Source organism: Curtobacterium sp. 9128, from assembly GCF_007673775.1.
In the GTDB taxonomy this organism is placed as follows: domain Bacteria; phylum Actinomycetota; class Actinomycetes; order Actinomycetales; family Microbacteriaceae; genus Curtobacterium.
Map to the genome: position 1 here is coordinate 421042 of NZ_VEAF01000003.1, position 26403 is coordinate 447444.

Consider the following 26403-nt stretch of genomic DNA (forward strand, 5'->3'; position numbering starts at 1 on the left):
GCCGATGGTCTAGCGGGCAGCGGAGATGCTTGGGACAGTAGGGGGCGCGGCCGGGGAGGCGTCAAGCTGTCCGACAGCGGTCGTGCCGCGTGGCATCGCGTGCGCGCCGATGTGCGCCGGTCGGCGTCGGCGTGCCTCCCGGGCGGCACGGACGGCCATCGCAACGAGTGCCAGGAGGCCCCCGGCGACGGCCCAGATCGCCAGGCGTGCGATGGGCCAGCCGGCGGCTACGCCATCGAAGTACTCCACCGAGCGCAAGCCGTCAAGGGCAGCACCTTGCGGGAAGAGCAGCGCGATGCCCTGGAAGAAGTTGTCCTGCATGCCCGTGCCGACGGGGCCGCCGGAGGAGGAATTCCCGAACACGACGAGGAGGATGATCAAGCCGACGCTGGCGAACGAGCCCAGTACGGCGGCGACGCCCGTGACGGCACCGCCGACGGCGAGCGTGTAGAGCCAGAGCAGCCCGAAGACCTGCCACGGCTCGTGGGTGATGCCGCCGAGGACGATGTTCTCCCACCACGCAGCGCCCGCGCTCAACAGGCCCGTGAATACCAGGAGCACAAGGCCGCGTTCGACGAACCCGCGGGCCGTATCGACGGTGCCGAGGATGCGACCGAAGAGCGTCGCTCCGAGGGACGCACCGATGCCGAGGAAGAGCACGACGTAAAACTCGAGTGTCCCGGCCGGGTCCGCGGACGGCAGCGGCGCGACGTCGGTGACGATGGCGGTCGTGTGGGCTTTCGCGGCGACGGCCGTGCCGACCTTCGTGACGGCGAGCGCGGTCGTCTTGCTGGCGCCGCTGGCGATCACGGTCGTGACCGGTCCGGAAGTGACGGGGAAGACTAGGCCGCCGACGGTGTTGCGGTCGAGCACGGAGCGGCGGACCGCGGCGGCGTCCTTGACGACGGTGACGTCGAGTTCGTCCTGTTGCTCGAGGTGGACGATGGCGGTCGGGCTGCCGGCGACGGCGATAGGGAGGTGGTTCGGGGTGGGCTGGCCGAACGCGCCGGAGTAGCTGATGACCATCCCGAGGACCAGCACAAGCAAGCCAATGCCCGCGATCACCAGCGCCCGGTACCGGTGCGGAGCTCCCGGTCCTTCCGATCCGATGGCTCCGCCCGCGAGTGCGTCTTCGTACGCCGGATGTGCGGTGTCACGTCCACCGTGTTCGAGGTGGTCATTGTCGCGCTGGTTCATCCTGGCGCCTTCCCTTCATTACTTGACAGATGTAATGTAAACGTCATGGGACAACAACGCGATTCGAGTTCGTTCAGAGGCGCGGACGAGGATCCCCGGGTTCGCCGCACTCGGCGCGCACTGCAGCAGGCGCTGGCGGAGCTGGCGGAGGAGCGTGCCGACGTGACGATGAGCGCCGTCGCGCAGCGAGCGGGTCTGAGTCGCCAGGTGCTGCACACCCACTACGCGTCGCTCGGCGAGCTGGCATCCGAGGTGCTCGTCCGCCGGATGGTCGAGGGCACCGGCCACGACGTTCCGTCCGATGTCCGGTCCGCGGTACCCGCCCTCGTCGAGGCGGTCCGGAGCGAGGGTTTGGCCCCGTTCCTTCAGTTCATCAGGGACGATCGTGCGGTCTTCATCGCCTTGCGCACCATCGCGCACCGACAGAGCGCTGCTGTGCTCGCTCAGGTGTTCGCCGGACGCTTCCTCGATTCAGATCCCACCCCAGAACAGCGTGAAGCGGCGCTGTTCGCCGCCGGCGGGATGACGACCGTCGTCGAGCGCTGGCTCGTCGACGAGGATGCTCCGTGCGCAGCACGCCAAGCGGAGAACCTCGAGCGCTACGCTCGCGCCGTGCTCACCGTCGTCACCGACCAGCGCTGATCCGCACGACCAGGCCGGCCAGATCCTTCTCGTCTGCCGCTGCTGGCGGACCGGTGAAACCTCGCAATAACCGCAGTACCTCCTCGCTCCTGTCGCCATCGTCGGGGCCGAAGTGATCGCTGCGTCAGCGAAAGACTCGGCGCCGCACCCGCCGACCACAACCGACTCCACCACGATTCGAGGCGTTGTTCGCACCCACCGACGAACATCTGCAACAGTTGGCATCGGTGTCCTTCTCCTGTCAGCGACCCGGCAGGCTCGTCAACTGGTCGTGCCGCTATGGGCAGGCCACCTGCACATCGACGCTGCGCACACCGCGCTCATCGTTGGACTATCGACTGGCGTTGAGGCGCTCGTGTTCTACCCGGCTGGCATCGTCACTGACCGCGGGCAGCGACGCTCCGTCGCCGCAACATGCTGCCTCATCCTCGCCGCCACCGTCGCACTGATTCCCCTGGCCGGTACCGCGGCGTGGCTCACCGTCACCGCGCTCGCCCTAGGGTTCGGTAACGGCATCGGCTCGGGCATCGTGAACACCATCGGCGCCGACCTCTCTCCCGCAATCGGACGTCCCGTGTTCCTCGGCATCTGGGCAGAGATCGCCGACACAGGCTCAGCACTCGGCCCCATGCTGCTCTCCCTCGTCGCGGCCATCTCCACCGCAACCATCGGCATCGGTGCAATCGGCGCGGTCGGCGCAGTCGGCGGCGTCATGCTCTGGAAATGGGTCCCCCGCCGCACGCCCACGGGAGAAGAGGAACACGCCACAACTGTCGATGAACCGTCGCCGGAGACAAGTCGGTAGCCGGGCGGTCCCTGTCAAGAATGACGTCACGGCTCGGGAGGCCAGTTGAACTGACAGCTCGAAGAGGCCGTCGCGGTATCGGCTGCGTGGACGGAAACGGCGGAACGTAGTCCTTGGAGGAGCCAACAGCATGGTGCGGGCCTCGTCTAGCGCATGCAGTCACGCGCGCCTCGAAGCACGGTACGAGGTCGGCGTCTCGTCGTGGACAGCTCGGAACACGCGGCTGAAGTAGAACGCGTCCCCGTACCCGACTTCGGTGGCGATTGACTCGACGCTGCGCCCTGTCGTGTCCAGGAGTTCCCGCGCCCGACCCATCCGGACCTGCGTCTGGAACTTGATCGGGCTCGTCCCGACCCGTCGTCGGAACTGGGACGCGAAGTGTGATGGGCTCATCCGCGCCATGGCGGCCAGCCGCCCCACGGTGACCGGTTCGGCCGGGTGCGCCACTATGTAATCTCGCGCGGCGTCGATCACGGGCAGTGCGTTCGCGCCGGCCACCTGTTCCGCGCAGAGCTGCGCCATCAGGTGCCAGGCCGCGCCGGACGCTGCGAGCAGGCTCGCGTCCGTGTCGCCGCGCTCCATCGCCCCGACGATCTCCTCGATGAGGGACACCGGTCGGTACACGTCCCGCAGCTGCCGCACGGGCTGCTCCGCCGTCATCCCGCTGCTCCGGAGGAACTCCGCGAGATCACGACCGAGCACATGCACCCACCAAAGCGTCCAGGGGTCGCGGTCGTTCGCCTCGTACGCGTGCGGCACACCCGGCGGCAGTACGACGACCTGGCCGCGGCGGACTTCGTGCACGGCGCCGGCGACCCGCACACGACCGGCTCCGAGCACGCAGACCAGGACGACACACTGCTCGATGCCCTCCGGCCGGATCTTGCCGTGTGCCTGCGCGGTGGGGAAGTAGCCGGCGTCTGTGACGACAAGGTGAGCGATCCCCGGCTGGGTGAGGGCCTGCGCGACCCGGCGTGCGGGGAGAACGCGGAGACGTTGTCCGGGGAAGCCGTCTTCGATGAGCACACCTGATGATCCCCCGGACACAGTCGTTTCGTCCAGGTATTCCGTCGGATACTGCGTTCCGGGGCAGGGTGCCGCGTTCGTACGATCGGTGCATGCTCAACGAAGAGTCGAGGCTCGACCTCCCTCCGATCCCAGCGGATCAGCACGGCCTCGCAGTTGCCGCCTGGTCCGAACCGCTCGTCATCGACACGTACGAGCCTGAGGAGCCGGACCGGTTCCCGCAGTTCTTGGACCGTCGCGTGTACCAAGGATCGTCCGGGCGGGTCTTCCCGCTGCCGTTCCACGAGCGCATCGCCGCCGAGAAGCGCCCGCACCGCTGGGAGGCGGTGCACCTCGAGAACCGGTGGGTACGCGTCGTGGTCCTGCCGGAGCTCGGCGGACGCATCCACATCGGCTACGACAAGGTCGCCGACCACGACTTCTTCTACCGGAACAACGTCATCAAGCCGGCGCTCGTCGGGCTGACCGGACCGTGGATCTCCGGTGGGGTCGAATTCAACTGGCCGCAGCACCACCGTCCCGCGACGTTCCTGCCGACCGACGTGTCGATCGAGCGGGAAGCCGACGGGTCCGTCACCGTCTGGTGCTCCGACCACGACCCGTTCGCCCGGATGAAGGGCATGCACGGGATCCGCCTCCGACCCGACTCCTCGGCGATCGAGGCGCGCGTCCGGCTCTACAACCGGAGCGAGCGCACCGAGACGTTCCTGTGGTGGGCCAACGTCGCGGCCGCCGTGAACGACGACTACCAGAGCTTCTTCCCGACCGACGTCCACCATGTCGCCGACCACGCGAAGCGCGCGGTCGCGACGTTCCCCGCTGTCGACGGTACGTACTACGGCGTCGACTACCCGGCGAGGGTGGACGCGAACCACCCGGACGCTGACCGGCTTGACTGGTACCGGAACATCCCGGTCCCGACGTCCTACATGGTCACCGACACGGACGACGCCTTTTTCGGCGGCTACGACCACGGCCGAGAGGCCGGGTTCGTGCATTGGGCCGACCGCACCATCTCGCCGGGGAAGAAGCAGTGGACCTGGGGTGACGCACCCTTCGGGCACGCATGGGACGCCAACCTGACCGACACGGACGGCCCGTATGTCGAGCTCATGGCCGGCGTCTACACCGACAACCAGCCCGACTTCTCCTTCCTCGAGCCGGGGGAAACGAAGACGTTCTCGCAGTTCTGGTACCCGATCAGCGGCATCGGACCGGCTATGCAGGCAACTCGGGAGGCTGCGATCCGCGTCGACGTGCCGGAGCCAGGCACCCTGCGTATCGGCGTCGCGACGAGCGTCGTCGCGGATGACTCCGCCGTCCGCATCGAGTCCGCAGACGGGTCGCTGCTCACCAGCCTGGAGGTGCGGCTCACCCCCGACGCACCGGTAATCCTCGAATGGACGGCGCCGTCCGGCACGGACGCCGCGACCCTGCGGGTCGCCGTCGTCAACGGTGACCACGAGCTGGTCCGGTTCGCCCGACGCCCCGCCGACACCGACACCGACGCGCCGGCGCCCGCTGTCGCCCCGCCCGCGCCGCAGGACGTCGCGACGACCGAGGAGCTCGACCTCATCGGCGACTACCTCGACCAGTACCGGCACGCGACGCGCTCTCCGGAGCCCTACTGGCAGGAAGCGCTCCGGCGCGACCCCGGGGACATCCGAGCGCACGTCGCGCTCGGAACACGCCGATATGCCGCCGCCGCCTACGACCAGGCGGTCGAACACCTGCAGGCCGCGGTCGACCGGCTCGTGTCCTGGGCACCGAACCCGTCCGACGGCGGCGCGCACTACAAGCTCGGGCTCGCGCTGGTGCGTGCCGGGCGTGTGGAGGACGGCCGTCGCGCACTCGGCAAGGCCACCTGGAACGCCGCCGAAGCCGCACCCGCGCACATCGCCCTGGCGCGGAGCTCCGCGGCCGAGGACCCGAGTGGGTCACTCGAGCACGTGCAAGCAGTGCTCCGGAAAGACCGTGAGCACCTGCAGGCGCGGGACACCGCGGTCGTGCTGCTCCGCCGGCTCGGTCGGTCAGCGGAAGCCGAAGTCCTGCTGGCAGAAACGCTCGCGATCGACCCGCTCGACCAGTGGGCTCGCCACCTCGCCGGTCGCCCCGTCAGCGACGACGCCACCGTCCTGTTGGACGTCGCCCTCGAGTACGCCTCGCTCGGCGCGACCGCGGAGGCGCTGGACGTCCTCGGCCTCGCCGAACAGCGCGCAGACCGGCAGGCGCTCGGGCAGGTGAACGTCCGGCCACTCGTCGCAGCGCACATCGCCGACCTCGCACTCCGGAGCGGACGCACCGACGACGCCCACCGAGCCGTCGCCTACGCCGCGGCCGTGGACTCGACGTACGCCCTCCCCTCCCGACTCGACGACATCGACGCGCTGCGCCGGGTGCTCGCCTTCGACCCGTCCGCAGCGGTGCTCTGGTCCATGCTCGGCTCCTGGCTCTACGACCGCGGTCTCGCAGCAGATGCGGTTGCCGCCTGGGAGCGCGGAGTTGCGGCCGGTCCCCGCGCCCACGACGCAGCAGTCCTCCACCGGAACCTCGGCGTCGCCGCGGTGAACGTTGCCGGGGACGTCGCGCTGGCAGCTCACCACTACGCCGCCGCACGCTCCGCGATGCCGGATGACGCCCGGCTGCTCTACGAAGCCGACGAGCTCGCAGCACGATCCGGCCGCTCGGCCGAGGACCGACTGCGGCAGCTCGACGAGCGACCAGAGCTCGTCGCGGACCGCGACGATCTGACCTTGAAACGTGTCGGGCTGCTCCTCGACCTCGGACGTGACGACGAGGCCCGCGCCGTGCTGCGGGCGCGCCGCTTCCAGCCCTGGGAAGGTGGCGAAGGCATCGCTCTCGCCGCCTGGGACCGCGCGGCACTCGCGCTCGCACGGCGGTCACTCGCCGCGGGCGACCCCGTCGCCGCAGCGGACGCGGTGGAGTCGGCGCTGCACACCCCCGACTCGCTCGGTGAGGCGCGGCACCCGCTCGCCACGACCGCGGACCTGCACCTCACACTCGGTGACGCGCTCGCTGAGCTGGGCCGCACCTCCAGTGCAGAGACTGCCTGGCGGACCGCAGCCGCCGCCACCGGCGACTTCACTGACATGGCGACGGCGCCGTTCACCGAACGCAGCGCATGGTCGATTGTCGCCCTCGACCGGCTCGGGCGACGGGACGAGGCCCGCCAGCGGCTCGACGACCTCGCCCGGTACGCCGACGACCTCGCTGTCGCACCGGCCGAGGTTGACTACTTCGCAACCTCGCTGCCGACCATGCTCCTGTTCCACACCGACCAGGCCTCGGAGCGCGACACGACCGTCGCCCGGCTCCGCTCCCTGCACGCGGAACTCTCCGCGTCTCTCACCGAGCACGTCGCGGACGCCGTCCGCGACGCATGACCACGGGCGATCCCGCTCGACCCGGCAACGTCGCCGGTTCCCGGAAGGAAGCATCACCATGACCCGAACCCAACTCCGACGGGGCGCGATCATCGCTGCCGGCATCGCCGCAGTGGCGCTCGCCCTCAGCGCCTGCTCCGTCCCCACCGCCGGCACCGGCAACGGCTCGAGCCTGCGCATCGGCGCGATGTACCTCGACTCACAGGGGTTCTACGGCGGCGTGAAGAAGGGCGTCGAGGACGCCGCCGCGGCAAGCGACACGAAAGTCAAATTCCTCGAGTCCACCTCGGCCGGTGACGTGTCGAAGGAGAGCTCCTTCATGAACACGCTCGTCTCGTCCAACGTCAACGCGATCATCATGTCCGCCGTCTCGACCGACGGCAGTCTGCCCGCTGTGAAGCAGGCGTCCAAGGCCGGGATCCCCGTCGTCTGTTACAACACCTGCGTCTCCGACAGCGCGGTGAAGCAGTACGTCTCCGCCTACGTCCTCGGCGACCCTGCGAAGTTCGGCTCGATGCTCGGCGACAAGGCCGCCGAGTACTTCAAGCAGGAGGGCATCGAGTCGCCGAAGATGGGCGTCATCAACTGCGAGCAGTACGAGGTGTGCAAGGAACGCTTCGCCGGGTTCAAGGACGCCCTCACAAAGGCGCTGCCGGGAGCGACTTTCGTCGCGAACCAGGAAGGCGCCGAAGTCGACCAAGCCGTCCCGACCGCCGAACAGATGCTCAGCGCCCACCCCGACCTCAACGGGCTCTACGGTGAAGCCGGCGGCGCGACCGTCGGGGCCTACAAGGCCGTCGAGAACCGCGGGCTCGTTGGCAAGGTCGCGGTCTTCGGTTCGGACATGACCAGCGACATCGCGAACGAGCTGAAGAAGGGCACCACACTCAAGGCAGTGGTGGACATCTCCGGCATCGCTGCGGGGAAGCTCGCGTACGAGGCGGCCGCTACGGCGATCGACGACAAGGGCAAGGGTGAGAAGGGCGAGGTCATCCCCGCGCCCGTCGACCTCTACCAGCCGAGCGACGCCGCGAAGTGGCTCGAGACCCACAAGGACGGGCTGCCCTGATCGCAGGCACCGAACACGGTGGGGTGGCCTCGGTCACCCCACCGCCCCACCTTCCCGCAACGAGAGGTCCGTCAATGACGACAACACCGCCTCCGGCCACCCGCACGGCCATCGCCGAGGTGCGCGGAGCACGCAAGCAGTACCCCGGGGTCCTCGCCCTCGACGACGTCGACTTCACGATCGTCCCCGGCGAGGTGCGGGCGCTCCTCGGCCAAAACGGCGCCGGCAAGTCCACCCTCATCCGCCTGCTATCCGGCGTTGAACGACCCGATGTCGGCGCCGTGGCGATCGACGGTGAGCCGCTGACCGGCGGCGTCACCGAGGCTGGCCGACGCGGTGTCGCCACCTGCTACCAGGAGCTTTCCCTCATCCGTGACGTCACCGTCGCCGAGAACCTCAGTCTCGGGAAGTGGCCGACCGGGCGGTTCGGCATCGACCGACGTCGCATGGTCCGGTCCGCCAGGGCGACACTCGAACGACTCGGCGCCGACATCGACCCCGACGCCGTCGTCAGTTCGCTCACCCTCGCCCAGCAGCAGATCGTCGAGATCGCCCGGGCCGTGCAGGAGGAACCGAAGCTGCTCATCCTGGACGAGCCCACCTCGGCGCTCGCGACCGCCGAGGTCGACATCGTCCTCGCGACCGTCCAGCGCCTGAGCGCCGAAGGGGTTGCGGTGATCTACGTCAGCCACCGCATGGATGAAATCCGCCAAATCGCCGACTCCGCCACAGTAATGCGGAACGGGCGAGTCATCGAAACGGTGAGCATCGCCGGAGCCGACACGAACCGGATCATCCACCTCATGCTCGGCGAAGCGCTCGACTCGGCCCCCACCGTGCGCCGAGCACGGACGGACGGCGAGGTGCTGCTGCAGGTCGAGGACCTCGCCGTCGCGCCCAAACTCGACGGCGTCACGTTCGACGCCCGTGCCGGGGAGGTGCTCGGGATCGCCGGGCTCCTCGGGGCCGGCCGCACCGAGCTGCTCCGGGCGATCGCAGGCCACGACCGGATTCGCTCCGGTACGGTGTGCGTCCGCGGGACCACCGAGCCGCGACCGACGCCGCGACGCATGCGCCAGCTCGGGATCGGCATGACCCCGGAGGACCGCAAAGGCACCGGCATCATCCCCGGACTGGGCATCGACGAGAACATCGTCATGTCGGACTGGAAGCGGGTCTCCTCCGGCGGCTTCTTGGCAAGCGGTCGCATCCGTGCAGCGACGAAAGTGCTCGGGCAACGGCTCTCAATCAAGGCCGACGACCTGACGCGCCCCATCAACACCCTCTCCGGAGGAAACCAGCAGAAGGCCGTCATCGCGCGCTGGCTTCACGCCGACAGCGACGTGCTCCTGCTCGACGAACCGACCCGCGGAGTCGACGTCCAGGCAAAGGCCCAGATCTACGACATCATGCGCCAGGTCGCGGACAGCGGGAAAGCCGTCGTCTTCGTCTCGAGCGAGGCCGAGGAACTGCCGCTCGCTTGCGACCGGGTGCTCGTCCTGCGAGGCGGCCGGATCCGCGAAGAGTTCACCGCCCCGCACATCACCGTCCCCGACGTCCTCGCGGCATCCATGGGCGCCCACGGCTCGACCGACGAGACCGTCCCCGTCCACTCCCCACCGACCGACACCACCGCCTCGGACATCGCCGTCCACCGAGTGAAGGACCCATCATGACCACCACCGTCGAGACCCCCAGCGGCACGACGAACAACGGATCGGCCGACGGTCGCCCCAACGCGTTCACCCGCGTCCGACGCGCGATCGGCGGCAACACCACCCTCGTGAACATCGTCGGTCTACTCGTCGCGATCGTCCTGCTCTACGCGTACCTCACGTTCAACGCCGTGGGCTTCTTCACCGCGGCGAACCAGAGCGGGCTCCTGCGCGACGCCGCCCTGATCGGGGTGGCCGCCACCGGAATGACACTCGTCATCATCGCGGGCGAGATCGACGTGTCCACCGGCCCCGCGGTCGCGCTGTCCAGCGTCATCGTGGCGTCGGGAATCTCCCAGTGGGGTCTCCCGACCATCGTCGCGATCATCGTCACCCTCGCGATCGGCACCGCATGGGGTGCTGTCGCCGGTGTCCTGCGCGCCCGATTCGCGGTGCCGTCGTTCATCGCCACGCTGGGCTTGTGGAGTGTGCTCCGTGGCCTCGCGCAGTTCGTGACGAACGCGCTGCCGGTGCAGATCCCCGACTCCGACCCGATCATGGACTTCCTCAACGCGGACGTCCTCGGGATCCCGACACCCGCGATCGTGATGATCGTGGCCTTCCTCGTGTTCGGCTTCATCGCCCGGAAGACCTCGTTCGGCCGGTCCGTGTTCGCGATCGGCGGGAACGCCCCTGCTGCCCGACTCGCCGGCATCGACGTGCGCCGGGTGCGCATTGCTCTCTTCGCAATCATGGGCTTCCTCGGGGCGCTGTCCGGCGTGCTCCTCACCGCACGTCTCGGCTCCGGCAACTCCACCGCCGCGAACGGACTCGAGTTCGACGTCATCGCCGCGGTCGTCGTCGGTGGAACCGCGATGACCGGAGGGCGCGGCAGCCTGATCGGCACGTTCCTGGGCGTGATCTTCATCACGCTCATCGGCAACGGCCTCGTCCTGCTCGGCGTGAACTCCTTCCTGCAGAACGTGGTCCGCGGCGTCATCATCGTGCTCGCGGTCCTGCTCAACGTGACCCTGTCCCGCCGCCGCGGGGCTCGAGAGGAAGACTGACATGACCATCACCGACACCACGACCATGCACGGTGCGTTCCTGCCCGGGGATGCGACCGCCGAACTTCGCGCAGTGCCGATTCCCACGCCAGGCCACGGCCAGGTACTCGTCCAGGTCGGCGCCTCCGGGATCTGCGGCAGCGACATCGGCTTCATCTACCGCGGGTACAAGACCCACAAGGGCCTTGACGGAGCGCCCGCATACAAGGGCGTCGTCGCCGGACACGAACCGTCCGGGCGGATCGTCGCCGCAGGACCCGGCGTCACCCGCTTCGGCGTCGGCGACGACGTGATCGTTTACCACATACAGGGATGCGGCCGCTGCCGCAACTGCCGCAGCGGGTACTTCATCAGCTGCACTGACCAGCCGCACAAAGCGTCCTACGGCTGGCAGCGCGACGGCGGGCACGCCGAGTACGTCCTCGCGGACGAGTCCACGCTCGTACCGCTCCTCGGCGACCTGACGTTCGTCGACGGCGCGCTGATCGCGTGCGGGTTCGGCACCGCGTACGAAGGGTTGGTCCGCACACGGGTGCACGGCGGCGAGGACCTGCTCGTCGTCGGACTCGGTCCGGTCGGCCTCGCCGCCGCGATGCTCGGCAAGCTTCTCGGCGCGCGTCGGGTCATCGGCGTCGAGCGGAGCCCCGAGCGCATCGCGTTCGTCGAGTCCACCGGCCTCGTCGACGACGTCGTGGTCGCCGACGAGCACGCGGTCGATCGGATTCTGGAGCTGACCGGCGGCGTGGGGTGCCAGGTGACCGTCGACTGCTCGGGCACGACGCCCGGCCGGTCCACCGCCGTCGAGGCCGCGGCCGAGTGGGGCCGCGTCGGACTCATCGGCGAAGGCGGCCGACTCGAGACCGAGGTGTCGGACACCCTCCTGCACAAGCAGCTCACGCTCACGGCGTCCTGGGTGACGTCGCTGCAGGGCATGGAGGACGTCACAGGGATGCTCGCTGCCGCCAGACTGCACCCCGAGATCGTCGTCTCGCACCGTCTCGACCTCGCCGACGTCGACGAGGGCTACCGCATCGCTGCGGCAGGCGCGACCGGCAAGGTCGTCCTCGTACCGAGCACGGCGCCCGAACGGTGACCAACCCACTGCCGCTCGTCGCCCTCGCAAGCGGCCCGCTTCACGCCGTCTTCGCTCCGACACGAGGCGGCCGGCTGCTCTCGCTGCGGACCGGCGACGAGGAACTCCTGTGGCAGAATCCGACACTCGTCGACGCACACCTCCGCCCAGTCGTGCCCGTCGACACCTGGCCGCACGGTGACGGTGGCATGGACTCCTGGGCGAACCTCGGCGGCTCGAAGACCTGGCCGGCACCGCAGGGCTGGTCGAGCGCCGACGAGTGGGCCGGCCCTCCGGATCCGGTGCTCGACTCGGGCCCCTGGGCCGTGGTCGATCACACCGACACTGCCGTCACCGTGCGGAGCGCCGCCGACCCCCGCACGGGTCTGTGGATCGAACGGGCGTTCGCCGTCACGGACGGTGGGCTGGAGGAGCGGATCACCTTCACGAACACGGGGGACCGCACGACGGCATGGGCGCCGTGGGAGGTCTGCCAGGTGCGTACCGACGACGGGGGCACCGTCGTCGTCGACGGGGCGACGCTCGACGACGAGGTCGACCTCGGAACTTGGGAAGGTCAGCTCACGAGCCGAAGCGGGCCAGGCGAAGTCGCCCTCCCGGTCGCTACCGGCGTCGCCAAGCGCGGCTACCGGTCCGGTCGTGCGGTCACGTACCGGCGCGCGTCCGGGACGACCCTTGCACTGTCCGCCGCGGACGAACCGGACGACGGATCGCCGTTCCCCGACCAAGGCGCGCGATTCGAAGTGTGGTTACAGCGACCCGTCGCTTCGCCCATCGCTGCGCTCGACGGGCTGCAACCCGACGCGCACCTCGCAGAACTCGAGGTCCTCGGTCGACGCAAGCCGCTCGCACCTACTATGAGTAGGACGACCATCGTGCAGTGGACGATCCGGCCTGCCGAAACAGCAGCCAGCCTGCGCTGAAGCGGCCTGTTTCTTCCGCCGTCTCCGCCTGTCTGCCCACCGGACCTGAATGCTGTGCCTACCCAATGCTCGACCACCGGAGGGTCTGACGAGCGCACTGTCGTTCAGAACAGCTGGCGGGCGTTGGTGGAGGCGAGGTCGAGGAGCTCGTCGCCGCGGCCGGACAGCACGGTCCGGATCGCGTAGAGCGTGAAGCCCTTCGCCTGCTCGGCGGTCACGGCCGGTGGCATCGACAGCTCCTGCCGGTTGGCCTGGACCGAGACGAGCGCGGGACCGTCGTGTGCGAGTGCCGCGGCCAGGCCGTCCTCGAGCTGGTCGGAGTGGTCGACCCGGATGCCCCTGATGCCGATGGCCTCGGCGACGGCCGCGAAGTCCGGGTTCTGCAGCTCGGTGCCGTAGTTCACGAAGCCGGCCGCCTTCATCTCGAGCTCGACGAAGTTCAGCGAGGAGTTGTCGAACACGACGATCTTCACGGGCAGCTTGTTCTGGACGATCGTGATGAGCTCGCCGAGCAGCATCGCGAGCCCGCCGTCGCCGGCCATCGCGATGACCTGACGGCCCGGGTGCGACGCCTGGACGCCGATGGCCTGCGGAACGGCGTTGGCCATCGTGCCGTGCACGAAGGACCCGATGAGGCGGCGCCTGCCGTTCATCGTGAGGTACCGCGACGCCCAGACCACGGGCGAACCGACGTCCGGGATGAAGACGGCGTCGTCGGCGGCGAGCCGGTCGAGCGCCCTGGCGACGTACTGCGGGTGCAGTGGCTTGTGCCTCCCGGCGGGGACGGCGAGGTCGTCGAGCTTCGCACGGGTCTTCGCGTAGTGCCTGCGCGCGTCCTCGAGGTGCTTCGTCGGGTGGGACCCGGTGAGGAGCGGCACGAGCGCCAGCGCGGTGTCCTGCACGGTGCCGACGAGTCCGATGTCGACCGGGTGCCGGCGGCCCAGTTGCGAGCCGCGGACGTCGACCTGCACGTGCTTCGCCTTCGCGGGGAAGAACTGCTGGTACGGGAAGTCCGTGCCGAGCATGAGCACGACGTCCGCGTCCTCCATCGCACGGTACCCCGACGCGAAGCCGAGCAGCCCCGTCATGCCGACGTCGTACGGGTTGTCCCATTCGATGTGCTCCTTGCCGCGGAGCGCGTGCACGATCGGGGCTTGCAGGCGCTCGGCGAGGGCGAGGACCTCGTCGTGCGCGCCGGCCACCCCGGCCCCGGCCAGGATCGTCACCTTGTCCGCGCCGTTCAGCAGGTCAGCGGTGCGGCGGAGCTCCTCGTCGGACGGGACGATCCGCGGGCGGGAGCGCTCGATGCGGGTGACCCGGGTGTCCTTCGCCTCGGCGAGCAGGACGTCGCCGGGGACGACCAGGACGGCGACCCCGCGCTGCTCGACGGCCTCGCGCATCGCGATCTCGAGCAGTCGGGGCATCTGCACCGGGTCCGCGACGTACTCGACGTAGACCGAGCACTCGCGGAAGAGCTCCTGCGGGTGGGTCTCCTGGAAGTACCCGGAGCCGATCTCCGCCGTCGGGATGTGCGCGGCGATGGCGAGCACGGGCACCCGCGACCGGTTCGCGTCGTAGAGGCCGTTGACCAGGTGCAGGTTGCCCGGGCCGCAGCTGCCGGCGCACACCGCCAGCTCGCCGGTCATCTCCGCCTCGGCCCCCGCGGCGAACGCGGCGGCCTCCTCGTGGCGGACGTGCTCCCAGCGGATCGTGCCGTCCTTCCGGAGGGCGTCGGTGAAGCCGTTGAGCGAGTCGCCGGGGAGCCCGTAGACGCGCTGGACGCCGTTCTCGCGGAGGCTGGCGACGATGGTCTCGGCAACGGTGGGCATGTAGTTCCTCTCGTCACGACAGTTGCTGACGCTACTGCAACGCATGGGTCGGCTCCGGGATACACCCGTTCAATACCCGTTCCGGGGGACTCGGTCACCGTGGGGGAGCCTCGTCGCGGCCTACATCTCGGTCGTCCATGCACGCGATGATGAAGATTGCTCCGAAAGCGATGGTGCTTGCGACCAAGTCCCACCCCAGCAGCGGAAACGTGCGGACCGTCGCCAGGCTTCCGATCGCCGCGGTGATCGTCAGGATCAATGCAGCGAGGCGACTGAAGAGCTTCTTGGTCGGTCTCATTCTGCGGCTCGCCCCGTCCCGCGACGCTCCCACGCCGTGATGACTGCACGCAGAACGAGTCCGGCGCGCACTGGTGTCGCGCCGCCGACGCCGATGCTGCCGACAATCGCGCCGTGCCTGGTCAGTGGTGCTGCGAGTGGGTCGATGACGCAGCTCATGGCGGCGACCCGGTCCCCGTGCGTGACGGCGTTCATCATGGCGTGCTCGAGGATGTGCTCCTGCGGGTCGCCGAATTCGAAGGACAGCAGAGCGGCGCTGTGAGCGTCGTCTTCCGCACCCGGGCGTGCGCCGTGCATGGATCGCCGGGCCACGCGTTCCCCGTCATTGCCAATCACCACCACACTGACCGCGGCGCCGATCTCGCCGGCGGCATTGACCGCATCGCTCATCAGCTGCTCGATGTCGGCCTCGTCCAGCGGCGCGTCTCCTCGAAGGCAAGTGACGTTGTCGAGCGGCGAGGTCGGCCAGATGTCCACGATTCCATCAGGCCTCACCGCCTCCGCCGGCCTGTGCCAGCGCAAGCGCAAGCGACCAACCATGCCGCGCTCCGCCCTTCGTGTTCCGGTGTGGACAGCGATTCGACGCGTCCGACGTGTTCCAGTGTCGAACCGCGCGCATGACGCAGCGGTAACGATGCGTGGATCGTCCTGGTCGTCGCGCTGTTCTGCACGGCTTTCGGAACCGCATCTTCCTACCGTTAATTGGGTCGCCGGGAGCCGGTCCGCTCCTTCGGTGATGCAGTGGAAGGAAGCCCTATGACGAGCACAGCGCGGCCCCTCGTACCGCAGCCTGCCCACCCCTTCGGGGGTGCGGAGACCGTCGCCGGACGGCGGAAGGGCAACGTCGTCGTTCGATGGGTGACGTCAACCGACCACAAGACGATCGGTTACCTGTACATCGCGACGGCGTTCACCTGGTTCCTGCTCGCGGGTGTGATGGCCCTCGTCATCCGTGCACAGCTCTTCGAGCCCGGACTGCATGTGGTCGCGACGAAGGAGCAGTACAACCAGCTGTTCACGATGCACGGCACGATCATGCTGCTGCTGTTTGCGACCCCACTGTTCTCCGGTTTCGGCAATGCGGTCATGCCCTTGCACATCGGTGCGCCGGACGTCGCTTTCCCGCGGCTGAACGCGTTCTCGTACTGGCTCTACCTCTTCGGCGGACTCATCACCGCCGGGGGGTTCCTGACTCCGCAAGGCGCAGCGTCGTTCGGGTGGTTCGCCTACGCGCCGCTGAGTGACACGACGTTCACCCCGGGACTCGGCGGGACGCTCTGGGCGTTCGGGCTGGTCCTCACCGGCTTCTCCACCATCCTCGGCGCGGTGAACTTCGTCACCACGATCATCACCATGCGCGCACCCGGCATGACCATGTTCCGGATGTCCATCTTCACCTGGAACATCCTCGTGACGAGTGTCCTGGCGTTGATGGCCTTCCCCGTCCTCGCCGTCGCGTTGGTGGGACTGGGGATGGACCGTGTCTACGGTTCCCAGATATTCAACCCGGCGAACGGTGGGGCGCTGCTGTGGCAGCACATGTTCTGGTTCTTCGGTCACCCCGAGGTGTACATCATCGCGCTGCCGTTCTTCGGCATCGTGTCGGAGGTCTTTCCGGTGTTCAGTCGGAAGCCCATCTTTGGATACAAGACTCTCGTGTATGCGACGGTGTCTATTGCGGCCCTGTCAGTGACGGTGTGGGCGCACCACATGTACGTCACCGGTTCCGTGCTGCTGCCCTGGTTCTCTCTGATGACGATGCTGATCGCGGTGCCGACGGGGCTGAAAGCGTTCAACTGGGTCGGCACCATGTGGCGCGGTTCAGTCACGTTTGAAACCCCGATGTTGTGGGCAGTCGGCTTCCTGATCACCTTCACGTTCGGTGGTCTCACCGGCGTGATCCTGGCGTCCCCGCCGCTCGATTTCCACATCTCTGACTCCTACTTCGTCGTCGCCCACTTCCACTACGTCGTGTTCGGATCCGTTGTGTTCGCAACCTTCTCCGGGTTCTACTTCTGGTGGCCGAAGTGGACCGGCAAGATGCTCAACGAGCGGCTCGGCAAGATCCACTTCTGGCTGCTGTTCATCGGCTTCCACACGACGTTCCTCATCCAGCACTGGCTGGGCGTCATCGGCATGCCGCGTCGGTACGCGACCTACCTGCCGAACGACGGCTTCACCTGGATGAACCAGCTGTCGACGATCGGCTCGATGATCCTGGCGATCTCGTTTCTGCCGTTCATCTTCAACGTCTACGTGACCGCGCGGAACGCACCGAAGGTCGCCGTGAACGACCCGTGGGGCTACGGCCGCTCGCTCGAGTGGGCGACCAGCTGCCCGCCGCCGCGGCACAACTTCACATCAATCCCGCGGATCCGTTCCGAGTCCCCGGCCTTCGACCTGAACCACCCCGAGGCCGGTGTGCCGATCGGTGTCGGTCCGGCGAAGGACGCTCCGGATGCTCCGGTGAGCGGTGCCGATTCCGGGGAAGCATCGTGACACCGACGCCATCACGGCGCCGGCCGGCCGATGCGCTCGACGTGCATGAAGCGTTCCGCATCTCCGAACACGCACGCATCGGACACCTCGACCTCACCGACGCCGACATCGCCCGAGTGGTCTCCGACGCAAACCAGCTCGTCGTGCGGTCGCAACTCTGGGGCGAGGTCCCCGTCAACCAGAGTCGTCGCCGTCGCCGCCTCCTGGCCGTCGGACTCTCTGTCCTCATCGGCGTGTGCACACTCACCGTCGTCGCTACTGCGGCTCACGGCTGATCCCGTATGGTCGTCCTCCGGAATGCTCGAGGACGATCGGAGTGCAACCATGCGGACGCTCGGAGAAGCCGAGGTCATCCCGTTCACCCGGGGTGCCGTGGCCGTCGAACACCTTTCGCTCCGCCGACCGGTCGAAGCGCACACCCACGACTTCCTCGAGCTCGCAATCATCACGGGTGGATCCGGCGACCACCACGGCGAGTCAGGGCTCGTTCCACTCTCCCGAGGCTGTGTGCTGCTGATCCCGGTCGGGACCTGGCACGCCTACGACCCCCTGTCCCACCTCACCGTGACAAACATCTACTTCTCGAAGACGTTCCTCGCGTCGCAGCTGTCGTGGATGCAATCCCTGCCACAGATCGGTAGCCACTTCGACGGCGCTCCGAGCGCGGTCGCACCCGCTCTCGTGGAACGTCTCGGAGCTGCGGAGCAGCGGCCGCTCGGCGCCGCCGTCGCAGCGGTCGAAGCTGCTGTCGAGGGCTCCCCCCTGCGCCTAATCTCTGCGGTATTCGAGCTCCTCGACGCGGTTCCGATGGTCAGCCGCGCCGCACGGAACGAGCCAACATCGATGCGGATCAGAGCATCACACGATCCGATGTCGGCTCGAACGATCAGGGGTATGCGCTACCGGACGAGTGTCGCTCGAGTCGTGTCGCTTCTCCACGAACAGATCGACGCAGCCTGGTCGCTGCGAACACTCGCCGAAGAGGCGCGGCTGTCCCCGTCGCAACTGACACGCGTGTTCCGTGAAGACACTGGAGATGCTCCGCTGGCGTACCTACAACGCATCCGCGCTGAACGTCTCGCATATCTCCTCCGGACGACCGGGGTCACGGTTGCCGAAGCGGGGCGAGCCGTCGGGTGGGCTGACCCGGCTTACGCCGCACGCCGGTTCCGCTCCTACTGGGGCACGTCACCGACGCAGTACCGGAGCGGGCTGCTGTGAGTCAACGAGGCGCGATCATGCGTGCCGCCATCTCGATGAGGTGCGCCCGGTAACGGCGGCGGAGGTTCGGGTCCGTCGGGTCACCAACGACCATGTCCGTGATCTGCGGCGCGGCGACGAACCAACTCACGAGGCTGATCAGCGTCATCACCACGAAACGTGCATCAAGGTCTGAGTCGACGTTCCCCGCAGCCTGAGCAGACCGCACCGCTGCCACCTTCTCGTCGTAGTGCTCTTTGCGCGGACCACGATGCGGGATCTGGTCGAGGGCAAAGTGGCACACCTCGTGCTGCACGAGCCGGAGCACGTCCGGGTTAGACGTCATGAAGTCGAAGAGGTCACCGATGTAGTCGCCAACCCGGTCCGGTCGAAGCTCGACTGCTTCAGCGAGGTCGGTCAACCTGCTCTGCAGCACGGTCGCGAACAGCTGCTCCTTGTTGCCGAAGTAGCTGTAGATGAGTGCTTTGTTGCTGTCGGCTCGTTGTGCGATCCGGTCGACGCGTGCTCCGGCGATTCCCTCAGCGGCGAACTCCTGCACCGCGGCGTCGAAGATGCGACGAGTGGTCTGGGCGCGGTCGTAGGGAGGCATCGCACCATCCTCTCAACTCGTCCCCCGATTCCTGAACCACCGGAGGCTGCGCAGCGTACGATATAACCAACGGGTTAGAAATATTGGAGGATCATGACGAACCGAACCGACGCCGGAGGATGGACAGGACGGCTCGCGGTGATGTCCATCGCGGCGGCGATCGCGGTGAGCGTCATCTACCTGCCACAGCCGATGCTCTCGAAGCTCGCGTCGAGTCTTGGAGTGGGCACCGGGACGGCAAGCATCATCGCCACGGCCGTGCAGGTGGGTTACGCGGCGGGCATCTTCTTCCTGGTGCCCCTGTCCGAGCGGGTACAACCGCGTCGCCAGATCACCGTGCAGACCATCGTCCTGTTCGTCGCCCTCGTCGCGACCGCGATTGTGCCGGGTGTAATCGGTGTTGCTCTTGGCTTCCTCGCCATTGGTTTGGTGGCGAACATCGCGCAGCTCGTCATTCCGGCTGCCGGGAAGCTCGCACCTGAGGGGCGGAAGGGAGCCACGACGAGCGCACTGGTCGGTGCGCTGCTCTGCGGCATCTTCGGCGGCCGAGTTGTGTCGAGCGTGCTTGTCGACGTCATCGGCTGGCGCTGGGTGCTCGTCGTGTTCGCGATCCTCGTAGCGCTGACCCTGCCGGCCCTTCGATGGGCGCTGCGGAAGGATGTCCCGCTTGGCGCAGCGAAGGCAGCCTACGGGCCCCTCCTCTGGTCCACCCTTCGTCTGGTGTGGACCAACTCGACGCTCGTCCAGTCGGCGGTCATGCAATTCTTCGCGTTCGCGACGTTCAACTCGATCTGGACTGTGATGACCCTGCACCTCACCGGGGCTCCGTTCCACTGGACCGTGCTGCAGGCCGGGCTCTTCGGCCTCATCGGCCTCGCTGCCGGCATCGTCACACCACTCACAGGGCGACTCATCGACCGGCACGGCGCGCTGCCCATCGTCGGCGCCTTCCTCGCTCTCTTGGTCGTCGCCACGCTGGCAACGGTCTTCGACCCTACGGTGATCTGGCTCTTCGGGATCTCGACGTTCCTGCTCACCTGGGCGAACCAGTCGATGCAGGCCGCGAACCAGAACCGCGTGCTCGTGGCCACCCCGGACGCATCCGCGCAGGCCAACACACTCTTCATGGTGTTCGTCTTCCTCGGCGGATCCTTCGGAGCCTTCATGGGCCCCCTCGCGTTCGGTATCGGCGGCATGCGCGCCGTCGCAATCCAGGGAGTCGTCTTCACCGTCATCTCACTCGTCGGATGGGTCCTCGCTCGAACGGTCTCCCGACGCCGCGAACGAGTTGCCGCACCGGCTTCCTGAGCTCCACCGCTCACCACACAACGAAAGGCACCCATGTCTGTCCTTGGAACTTCAACGATCGACGTCTTCCCCCTCGCCCTCGGCGGGAACACCTTCGGCTGGACAAGCGACGAACCCACATCGCTCGCCGTCCTCGACGCCTTCGTAGCGGGCGGCGGAAACTTCATCGACACCGCCGACGGGTACTCCGCATGGGCGCCGGGCAACTCCGGCGGCGAATCGGAGACCATCATCGGTACCTGGATGGCGTCGCGTCGAAACCGGGCTGACGTCGTCATCGGAACAAAGGTCAGTCAGCACCCCGAGTTCCGGGGGCTCGCGGCGTCGAACGTCCGTGCAGCCGCGGATGCATCGCTGCAGCGACTGCGAACCGACTACATCGACGTTTACTACGCGCACTTCGACGACGACAGCGTCCCGCTCGAGGAAACCGTCGAGGCATTCGATGGGCTCCGCACCGCCGGCAAAATCCGCGAAGTCGGGGTGTCGAACTACTCCCCGGAACGCCTCCAGGAATGGATCGACATCGCGATCCGGCGGGGGTTCGCACTCCCGGTCGCCCTGCAGCCGCACTACAACCTCGTCAAGCGCACCGGCTACGAGACCGGGCTCGCACCGATCGTCGAGGCACATGGCCTTGGAGTCGTGCCGTACTTCGCCCTCGCGAGCGGGTTCCTCACCGGCAAGTACCGGTCCCAGGCTGACCTCCGCGGCGCATCGCGTGAGCAGATGGCGAACGCATACATGAGCGCCGAAGGGCTCGCAGTCATCGAGGTCCTCGACCGCATCGCGACGACTCGCGACACTCCCATCCCCACCATCGCCCTCGCCTGGCTCCGAGGCCGGCCCGGCATCGCCGCACCGATCGCAAGCGCCCGCACCGTCGAGCAGCTCCCAGCGCTTCTCGCATCCGCGACGTTCGAGCTCACCGACGAGGAGCGCACAGCACTGGACGACGTGTCCGCACGCGTCGGCGGCTGACCGTCCCCACCCCGCAGCCCCGAACGGCTCATTCCAGCACGACTGACTCGCTACCGAGTCCACCGAACCGAAAGGCACCACCATGACCACGAAGACAATCCTCATCGTCGGCGGCACGTCCGGCATGGGTCGAGCAGTCGCAGACCTCGTCGCGGCCCGCGGAGATATCGCGATCGTCGCAGGCCGCTCTCAGGAGCGCGTCGACCGTGTCGCGAAGGAGATCGGCGGCACCGCACGCGGTGTCGTCATGGACCTCACCGACGAGAGCTCAATCAAGCAGGCAGTTGAGACCGTCGGCTCAATCGACCACCTCGTGCTCGCCGCGGCCGCGCTGACCTACGCGCCGTTCGCCGAGCTGAGCATCGACGACGCGAAGGCAGTGTTCGAGAACAAGTTCTGGGGCTACTACCGCGCTGTGTCGATCGTCGCACCGGAGCTCCCCGAGGACGCGAGCATCACCATCTTCTCCGGCGTCGCCGTGGACCGCCCAGCGCCTGGCACTGTCGCAGTGACCGCCGTGAACGCCGCACTCGAGGGCCTGACGCGCTCTCTTGCCGTGGAGCTCGCACCAATCCGTGTGAACTCGATCAGCCCGGGGACCGTGGACACCGAGGCGTACAACCACATGAGCGCGGACGAGAAGGCGAAGTCGTTCGAGGAGCAGGGCAAGGCGCTCCTGGTTGGCCGCGTCGGTCGACCGGAGGACATCGCATCCACCGTGGTGCACCTGATCGACAACGGGTACACCACAGCATCGAACGTGCACGTCGACGGCGGAGCGCGACTCGTATGAGCCGCTTCAGCGACAAGGTCGTCATCGTCACCGGCGGTGGTTCCGGAATCGGAGCAGCCACCGCCAAGCGATTCGCTGAGGAGGGCGCACACGTCATCATCACGGGCCGTCGCCGCACAAATCTCGAGGCGGTCGCCGCAGCAGCGCCTGCCGGGTCGATCACCATCGAGGCCGCCGACTCCTCCGACTTCCAACAGCTCCAAGACGTTGTCGCGCGCACAGTCGAGGCGCATGGACATCTCGACGTCCTCGTGAACAACGCCGGCATCGTCAGCCGTGGGACCATCGCTGACCTTGATCTCGACGACTGGCAGAAGGTCCTCGACATCGACCTCAGCGGAACGTTCTACGGGATGAAGGCGGCACTGCCGCACCTCATCGCCTCCGGCGGATCGATCGTCAACGTCACCAGCGTCTCGGGCGTGCGCGGCGACTGGTCAATGGCGGGCTACAACGCAGCGAAGGGCGGAGCCACAAACCTCACCCTCGCCGCCGCGATGGACCACGCAAAGGACGGCGTCCGCATCAACGCCGTCGCTCCGAGCTTCACCCTCACCGAGATGACAGACGACATCAAGGACGACGAGGAAACCCTCGCCGCCATGGCGAATCGCATCCCCTTGGGTCGCGGCGCGCACCCCGAAGAGATCGCCGCAGCGATCGCGTTCCTCGCAAGCGACGACGCGTCCTTCATCACCGGAGCCGTCCTGCCCGTCGATGGCGGGGTCACGGCCAGTAACGGACAACCGAACCCGGCGTAGCCGGGAGGAAGCAGACACACATGCATCCCCTCACAACCACAGTCACGCACCTGACGGCGCACACAGCGCAGGACATCGTCACTGCCGCCATCCGACACAGCAGCGTTCTCGGCAACAACTCCGCGATCGCGGTGGTGGACGCCGCAGGGAATCTGCTCGCATTCGGCCGCATGGACGGCACGGTGACACCCTCCACTCAAGTCGCGACTGACAAGGCCTACACCGCGGCGGCATTCGGGGCTTCCGAAGGGTGGCTCGAGCAAGGTCGTGCGTTCGGTGACGCCGGCACCGCAGTCGCGACGGCCGCCGTCGAACGATTGGTGCCGCTGCCTGGCGGCGTCCCTGTCATCGAAGGGGGCACTGTCGTGGGTGCCGTCGGTGTCAGCGGCGGAACGGCAGACGAGGACAAGCAGGTCGCGTCCGCCGCAATTGAGGACGTCCTTGGAAAGGCGGCGGAGGAGATTCCCGCCGCGATCCGCGGCTACTTCGCCGCCCTCCGCGCCAACGACCCTGAGGCATTCGCTGCGTGCTTCGCGGATGGCAGCGTCGGCCACGACCCTGTCGGCGCACCCCCGTTGCACGGACGCGACGCCGTGCGGAGCATGCTCGCCGACTTCTTGCCGACCTGGGGGCGCTTCGATGGCATCACCGAGGACGAAGTCTTCGTGTCGGGCAACTCCGTCGCGGTCCGCTGGACAGGAAGCGGCATGAGCTCCAGCGGATCTCCGGTCGTATGGACCGGCATCAACACCTTCCTCCTCGCCGAGGACGGCCTCATCGAAACCCTCTACGCGACCTTCGACGCGCCGAGCATGTCTCGGCAGCTGAGCGCGTGACCACCACTGAGAGGAACACATTCATGCGGACCGACATTGAATTCAACGCCGACGGGACGACCCTGCGCGGCTGGTTTTACACGCCCGAAGGGAGCGGCCCCTTCCCAGCCATCGTGATGGCGCACGGTTTCGCGGCGCTCAAGGAGATGGGGCTCGCGCCCTACGCAGAGCGTTTCGTCGAAGCGGGATTCGCCGTCCTCGCCTTCGACCACCGCAACTTCGGAGCGAGCGACGGGACACCCCGCTTCGAAATCGACCCGTGGCAGCAGATGACCGACTATCGCCACGCGGTCACCTACTTGCAGCAGCGAGACGATGTTGACTCCGACCGCATCGGCGCCTGGGGTACGAGCTACTCGGGTGGCCACGTCATCATCCTCGGTGCCATCGACAAGCGGGTGAAGGCCATCTCGTCGCAGGTGCCCGTTGTCAGCGGCTACTCCGCTATCCAGCGGCTCGTGCGTCAGGACCTGTTCCCCGACCAGCGCAAGGCGTGGGAGCAGGACCGCGCAGCCCGATTCGCTGGCGCCGACCCAGCCATGATTCCGATCATCGATCCGGACTCGATGGCGAACGTTGCGTTCCCGACTGCGGACTCCTACGAGTGGTTCAGCTCCGCGGCGAAGGACGCGCCGCTGTGGGAGAACACCGTGACGGTTGCAAGCCTCGAGAAACTGACCGAGTACGAACCGCGGGCGTATATCGGCAGGATCAGCCCGACGCCGTTCCTGCTGATGGTCGGACAGGACGACACCGTCGCATCAACCGACCTCCCGCTGAGCGCGTTCGAGCAGGCGCTCGAGCCGAAGCAGTTCGCTGTGCTCCCCGGCGGCCACTACGCACCCTACGGCGGTGTCGCCTTCGAACCCGCCGTCACCACTGCACGCGACTTCTTCGTCGAGCACCTCGGGTCGAAGGCAGACCGATGAACGCACCGCTGATCACCCTCAACGACGGCCGCACGATCCCGCAGATCGGTGCTGGCACCTGGCCGCTGTCCGAGAGCGAAGTCCCGGCAGTCGTCGCCGCGGCGATCGAAGTGGGCTACCGCCACATCGACACCGCAGCCGCGTACGGCAATGAGCGCGGCGTCGGGGAGGGCATCCGGCGCAGCGGACTTCCTCGTGAAGACGTATTCGTAACGACGAAGATCGGCAACGACAACCACGGACGGAAGAAGACCCGTCACGCTCTCGCGCAGTCGCTCCGACGGCTCGGCGACGACCACGTGGACCTTGCCCTCATCCACTGGCCGATGCCGCAGGTCGGGAAGTACATCGAAACGTGGGAGGCGCTCATCGAACTGCAGCAGGAGGGAAAGGTGGGCAGCATCGGCGTCTCCAACTTCCGGCCGGAGCACCTCGACCGGATCATCCGAAGCACCGGCGTCACCCCTGTTGTGAACCAGATCGAAGTCAACCCAGTCGTAGCCCACAAGGACCTCCGTGCGGCGACGCTGTCGCGAGGAATCGCCATCGAATCGTGGTCACCGCTCGGCCCGTCGACGAACGCGCTCCAGGATGAAACCGTCACGGCGATCGCAACTCGGCTCGGGAAGACCCCCGCGCAGGTCATCCTGCGGTGGCACGTCGAACACGGACTCATCGTGATCCCGAAATCAGCGTCTACGGAACGTCTCCGGCAGAACCACGACGTGTTCGACTTCACACTCGACGCCGCTGACATCGCCGCAATCGACGGACTCGACCGAGGTACACCCGCGTCTTACGCCACGCAGCTCGCAGGCGACAGCGCATGAGCGACGTCGGCCCGGTCCGCGCCGGCATCGTCGCGGCGCTCGCGCTGCTCGCACTGACCGGATGCAGTGACCAGGCCGACCATCCGACCCCAACCGGTTCCCCGTCAACCACGTCCGCATCGCCCGGTCGGGCCGATGCGACCACCTAAGGCGAGAGGACATGGCAGTCCGCGCCGTCCATGCCGTCCGCCCGAACCGAGGTGACGGCCGCGACACTAAACAGCAGGATCTCTGTCGTCGGCGGCCTCGATGCCGACGGCAATTCGCTTGCAACGGTCGAGGTGTTCGATCCTGAGCGCGAAGCTTGGAGCGACGCGGCGCCCTTGCCAGAAGGACGAGACCACCAACGCCTCGCTGTCCTTCGCGGCCGGGCTGTACTCAGTGGGCGGATTCAGCCGCTTCCTCGGCCCGCCAGCCGCCGTGTGGGTGTGCGACGAACACATCGACCGGTGGAACGCAGTTGCGTCCCTCCCGCAACCGCGCGGCGCACACGCCACGGCTGTCGCGGATGGGCGCATTTAGGTCTTCGGCGGTGTCGGTGCAGACGGCGACACCACGCTGTCCTACGACCCAGCTGCCGACCACGTCCCCACAGATCAGGAGTCAACCGGACCGACAGCAGTCCCTGACTTGCAGGGAGATCAGTCAG

The 26403-nt window shown here is 67.6% G+C and carries 25 protein-coding genes; 19 read left to right on the forward strand and 6 right to left on the reverse strand.

What is annotated here, in order from left to right; all coding sequences use genetic code 11:
• Positions 1-9: 9 nt before the first annotated feature.
• A complete protein-coding gene (locus tag FS641_RS08235; protein ID WP_144762596.1) occupies positions 10-1065 on the reverse strand; it encodes a hypothetical protein in 1056 nt (351 codons plus the stop codon).
• A 177-nt stretch (positions 1066-1242) separates the two neighbouring features.
• Here FS641_RS08235 and FS641_RS08240 point away from each other — a divergent pair, with 177 nt between their 5' ends.
• Positions 1243-1839: a hypothetical protein gene (locus FS641_RS08240; RefSeq protein WP_144762599.1), complete on the forward strand. Its 597-nt coding sequence runs from the start codon at positions 1243-1245 to the stop codon at positions 1837-1839.
• A 112-nt stretch (positions 1840-1951) separates the two neighbouring features.
• The gene (locus FS641_RS08245; RefSeq protein WP_186317649.1) at positions 1952-2644 is read left to right on the forward strand and encodes an MFS transporter; all 693 of its coding nucleotides are present in this window, start codon (positions 1952-1954) and stop codon (positions 2642-2644) included.
• A 159-nt stretch (positions 2645-2803) separates the two neighbouring features.
• Here FS641_RS08245 and FS641_RS08250 read toward each other — a convergent pair whose 3' ends face one another.
• Positions 2804-3670, reverse strand: a complete 867-nt coding sequence (locus tag FS641_RS08250) for an AraC family transcriptional regulator (RefSeq protein ID WP_144762604.1) — start codon at positions 3668-3670, stop codon at positions 2804-2806.
• A gap of 92 nt (positions 3671-3762) precedes the next feature.
• On the opposite strand from FS641_RS08250, the gene FS641_RS08255 reads away from it, so the two are divergent.
• The 6 genes from FS641_RS08255 (at position 3763) to FS641_RS08280 (ending at position 12881) form a co-directional block, all read left to right on the forward strand.
• Positions 3763-7074 carry a DUF5107 domain-containing protein gene (locus tag FS641_RS08255; RefSeq protein ID WP_186317650.1) on the forward strand — a complete coding sequence of 1104 codons (3312 nt, stop codon included), beginning with the start codon at positions 3763-3765 and terminating at the stop codon, positions 7072-7074.
• Between the two features lie 58 nt (positions 7075-7132).
• Entirely contained in the window at positions 7133-8143 is a 1011-nt protein-coding gene (locus tag FS641_RS08260) for a substrate-binding domain-containing protein (protein WP_144762610.1), read from the forward strand.
• Positions 8144-8217: 74 nt separating this feature from the next.
• Positions 8218-9819, forward strand: coding sequence for a sugar ABC transporter ATP-binding protein (locus tag FS641_RS08265; RefSeq protein WP_144762613.1), 1602 nt, complete (start codon positions 8218-8220; stop codon positions 9817-9819).
• Complete coding sequence (locus FS641_RS08270; protein ID WP_144762617.1) at positions 9816-10865, forward strand: ABC transporter permease; 1050 nt, start codon at positions 9816-9818, stop codon at positions 10863-10865. Before FS641_RS08265 ends, FS641_RS08270 begins: the two co-directional genes overlap by 4 nt.
• 1 nt (position 10866) lies before the next feature.
• On the forward strand, positions 10867-11958 hold the full coding sequence (locus FS641_RS08275; RefSeq protein ID WP_222122065.1) for a zinc-binding dehydrogenase: 1092 nt from the start codon (positions 10867-10869) through the stop codon (positions 11956-11958).
• Positions 11955-12881 (forward strand): DUF4380 domain-containing protein, encoded by a 927-nt coding sequence (locus tag FS641_RS08280; protein WP_144762620.1) that lies wholly within the window; start codon positions 11955-11957, stop codon positions 12879-12881. Before FS641_RS08275 ends, FS641_RS08280 begins: the two co-directional genes overlap by 4 nt.
• Positions 12882-12985: 104 nt before the next feature.
• Here the strand turns inward: FS641_RS08280 and poxB are convergent, their stop codons facing one another.
• Positions 12986-14710 carry a ubiquinone-dependent pyruvate dehydrogenase gene (gene poxB, locus FS641_RS08285; protein ID WP_144762623.1) on the reverse strand — a complete coding sequence of 575 codons (1725 nt, stop codon included), beginning with the start codon at positions 14708-14710 and terminating at the stop codon, positions 12986-12988.
• 294 nt (positions 14711-15004) lie between these two features.
• Positions 15005-15484: a heme-binding protein gene (locus FS641_RS08290; protein ID WP_186317651.1), complete on the reverse strand. Its 480-nt coding sequence runs from the start codon at positions 15482-15484 to the stop codon at positions 15005-15007.
• Positions 15485-15763: 279 nt separating this feature from the next.
• On the opposite strand from FS641_RS08290, the gene ctaD reads away from it, so the two are divergent.
• The gene (ctaD, locus tag FS641_RS08295; RefSeq protein ID WP_260855740.1) at positions 15764-17506 is read left to right on the forward strand and encodes a cytochrome c oxidase subunit I; all 1743 of its coding nucleotides are present in this window, start codon (positions 15764-15766) and stop codon (positions 17504-17506) included.
• Positions 17507-17517: 11 nt separating this feature from the next.
• On the opposite strand, the gene FS641_RS18035 is transcribed toward ctaD, so the two are convergent.
• Positions 17518-17775, reverse strand: a complete 258-nt coding sequence (locus tag FS641_RS18035; protein ID WP_186317652.1) for a hypothetical protein — start codon at positions 17773-17775, stop codon at positions 17518-17520.
• A 55-nt stretch (positions 17776-17830) separates the two neighbouring features.
• Between FS641_RS18035 and FS641_RS08300 the strand changes: the two genes are divergently transcribed.
• Complete coding sequence (locus FS641_RS08300) at positions 17831-18727, forward strand: AraC family transcriptional regulator (protein WP_186317653.1); 897 nt, start codon at positions 17831-17833, stop codon at positions 18725-18727.
• A 1-nt stretch (position 18728) separates the two neighbouring features.
• Here the strand turns inward: FS641_RS08300 and FS641_RS08305 are convergent, their stop codons facing one another.
• On the reverse strand, positions 18729-19316 hold the full coding sequence (locus FS641_RS08305; RefSeq protein ID WP_144762633.1) for a TetR family transcriptional regulator: 588 nt from the start codon (positions 19314-19316) through the stop codon (positions 18729-18731).
• Positions 19317-19409: 93 nt separating this feature from the next.
• Here FS641_RS08305 and FS641_RS08310 point away from each other — a divergent pair, with 93 nt between their 5' ends.
• The 9 genes from FS641_RS08310 (at position 19410) to FS641_RS18580 (ending at position 26383) form a co-directional block, all read left to right on the forward strand.
• Complete coding sequence (locus FS641_RS08310; RefSeq protein WP_144762636.1) at positions 19410-20624, forward strand: MFS transporter; 1215 nt, start codon at positions 19410-19412, stop codon at positions 20622-20624.
• A gap of 33 nt (positions 20625-20657) precedes the next feature.
• On the forward strand, positions 20658-21605 hold the full coding sequence (locus FS641_RS08315; protein WP_144762639.1) for an aldo/keto reductase: 948 nt from the start codon (positions 20658-20660) through the stop codon (positions 21603-21605).
• 82 nt (positions 21606-21687) lie between these two features.
• Positions 21688-22398: an SDR family oxidoreductase gene (locus FS641_RS08320; RefSeq protein WP_144762642.1), complete on the forward strand. Its 711-nt coding sequence runs from the start codon at positions 21688-21690 to the stop codon at positions 22396-22398.
• A complete protein-coding gene (locus FS641_RS08325; protein WP_144762645.1) occupies positions 22395-23159 on the forward strand; it encodes an SDR family NAD(P)-dependent oxidoreductase in 765 nt (254 codons plus the stop codon). The genes FS641_RS08320 and FS641_RS08325 overlap by 4 nt, the downstream gene beginning before the upstream one ends.
• Before the next feature lie 20 nt (positions 23160-23179).
• Positions 23180-23995, forward strand: a complete 816-nt coding sequence (locus tag FS641_RS08330) for a heme-binding protein (RefSeq protein WP_144762647.1) — start codon at positions 23180-23182, stop codon at positions 23993-23995.
• Positions 23992-24924, forward strand: a complete 933-nt coding sequence (locus FS641_RS08335; protein ID WP_222122066.1) for an alpha/beta hydrolase — start codon at positions 23992-23994, stop codon at positions 24922-24924. Before FS641_RS08330 ends, FS641_RS08335 begins: the two co-directional genes overlap by 4 nt.
• Positions 24921-25754, forward strand: a complete 834-nt coding sequence (locus FS641_RS08340; RefSeq protein ID WP_144762653.1) for an aldo/keto reductase — start codon at positions 24921-24923, stop codon at positions 25752-25754. Before FS641_RS08335 ends, FS641_RS08340 begins: the two co-directional genes overlap by 4 nt.
• A complete protein-coding gene (locus FS641_RS18040; protein WP_186317654.1) occupies positions 25751-25903 on the forward strand; it encodes a hypothetical protein in 153 nt (50 codons plus the stop codon). Before FS641_RS08340 ends, FS641_RS18040 begins: the two co-directional genes overlap by 4 nt.
• Before the next feature lie 30 nt (positions 25904-25933).
• Positions 25934-26383, forward strand: coding sequence for a kelch repeat-containing protein (locus tag FS641_RS18580; protein WP_144762656.1), 450 nt, complete (start codon positions 25934-25936; stop codon positions 26381-26383).
• Positions 26384-26403 lie beyond the last annotated feature (20 nt).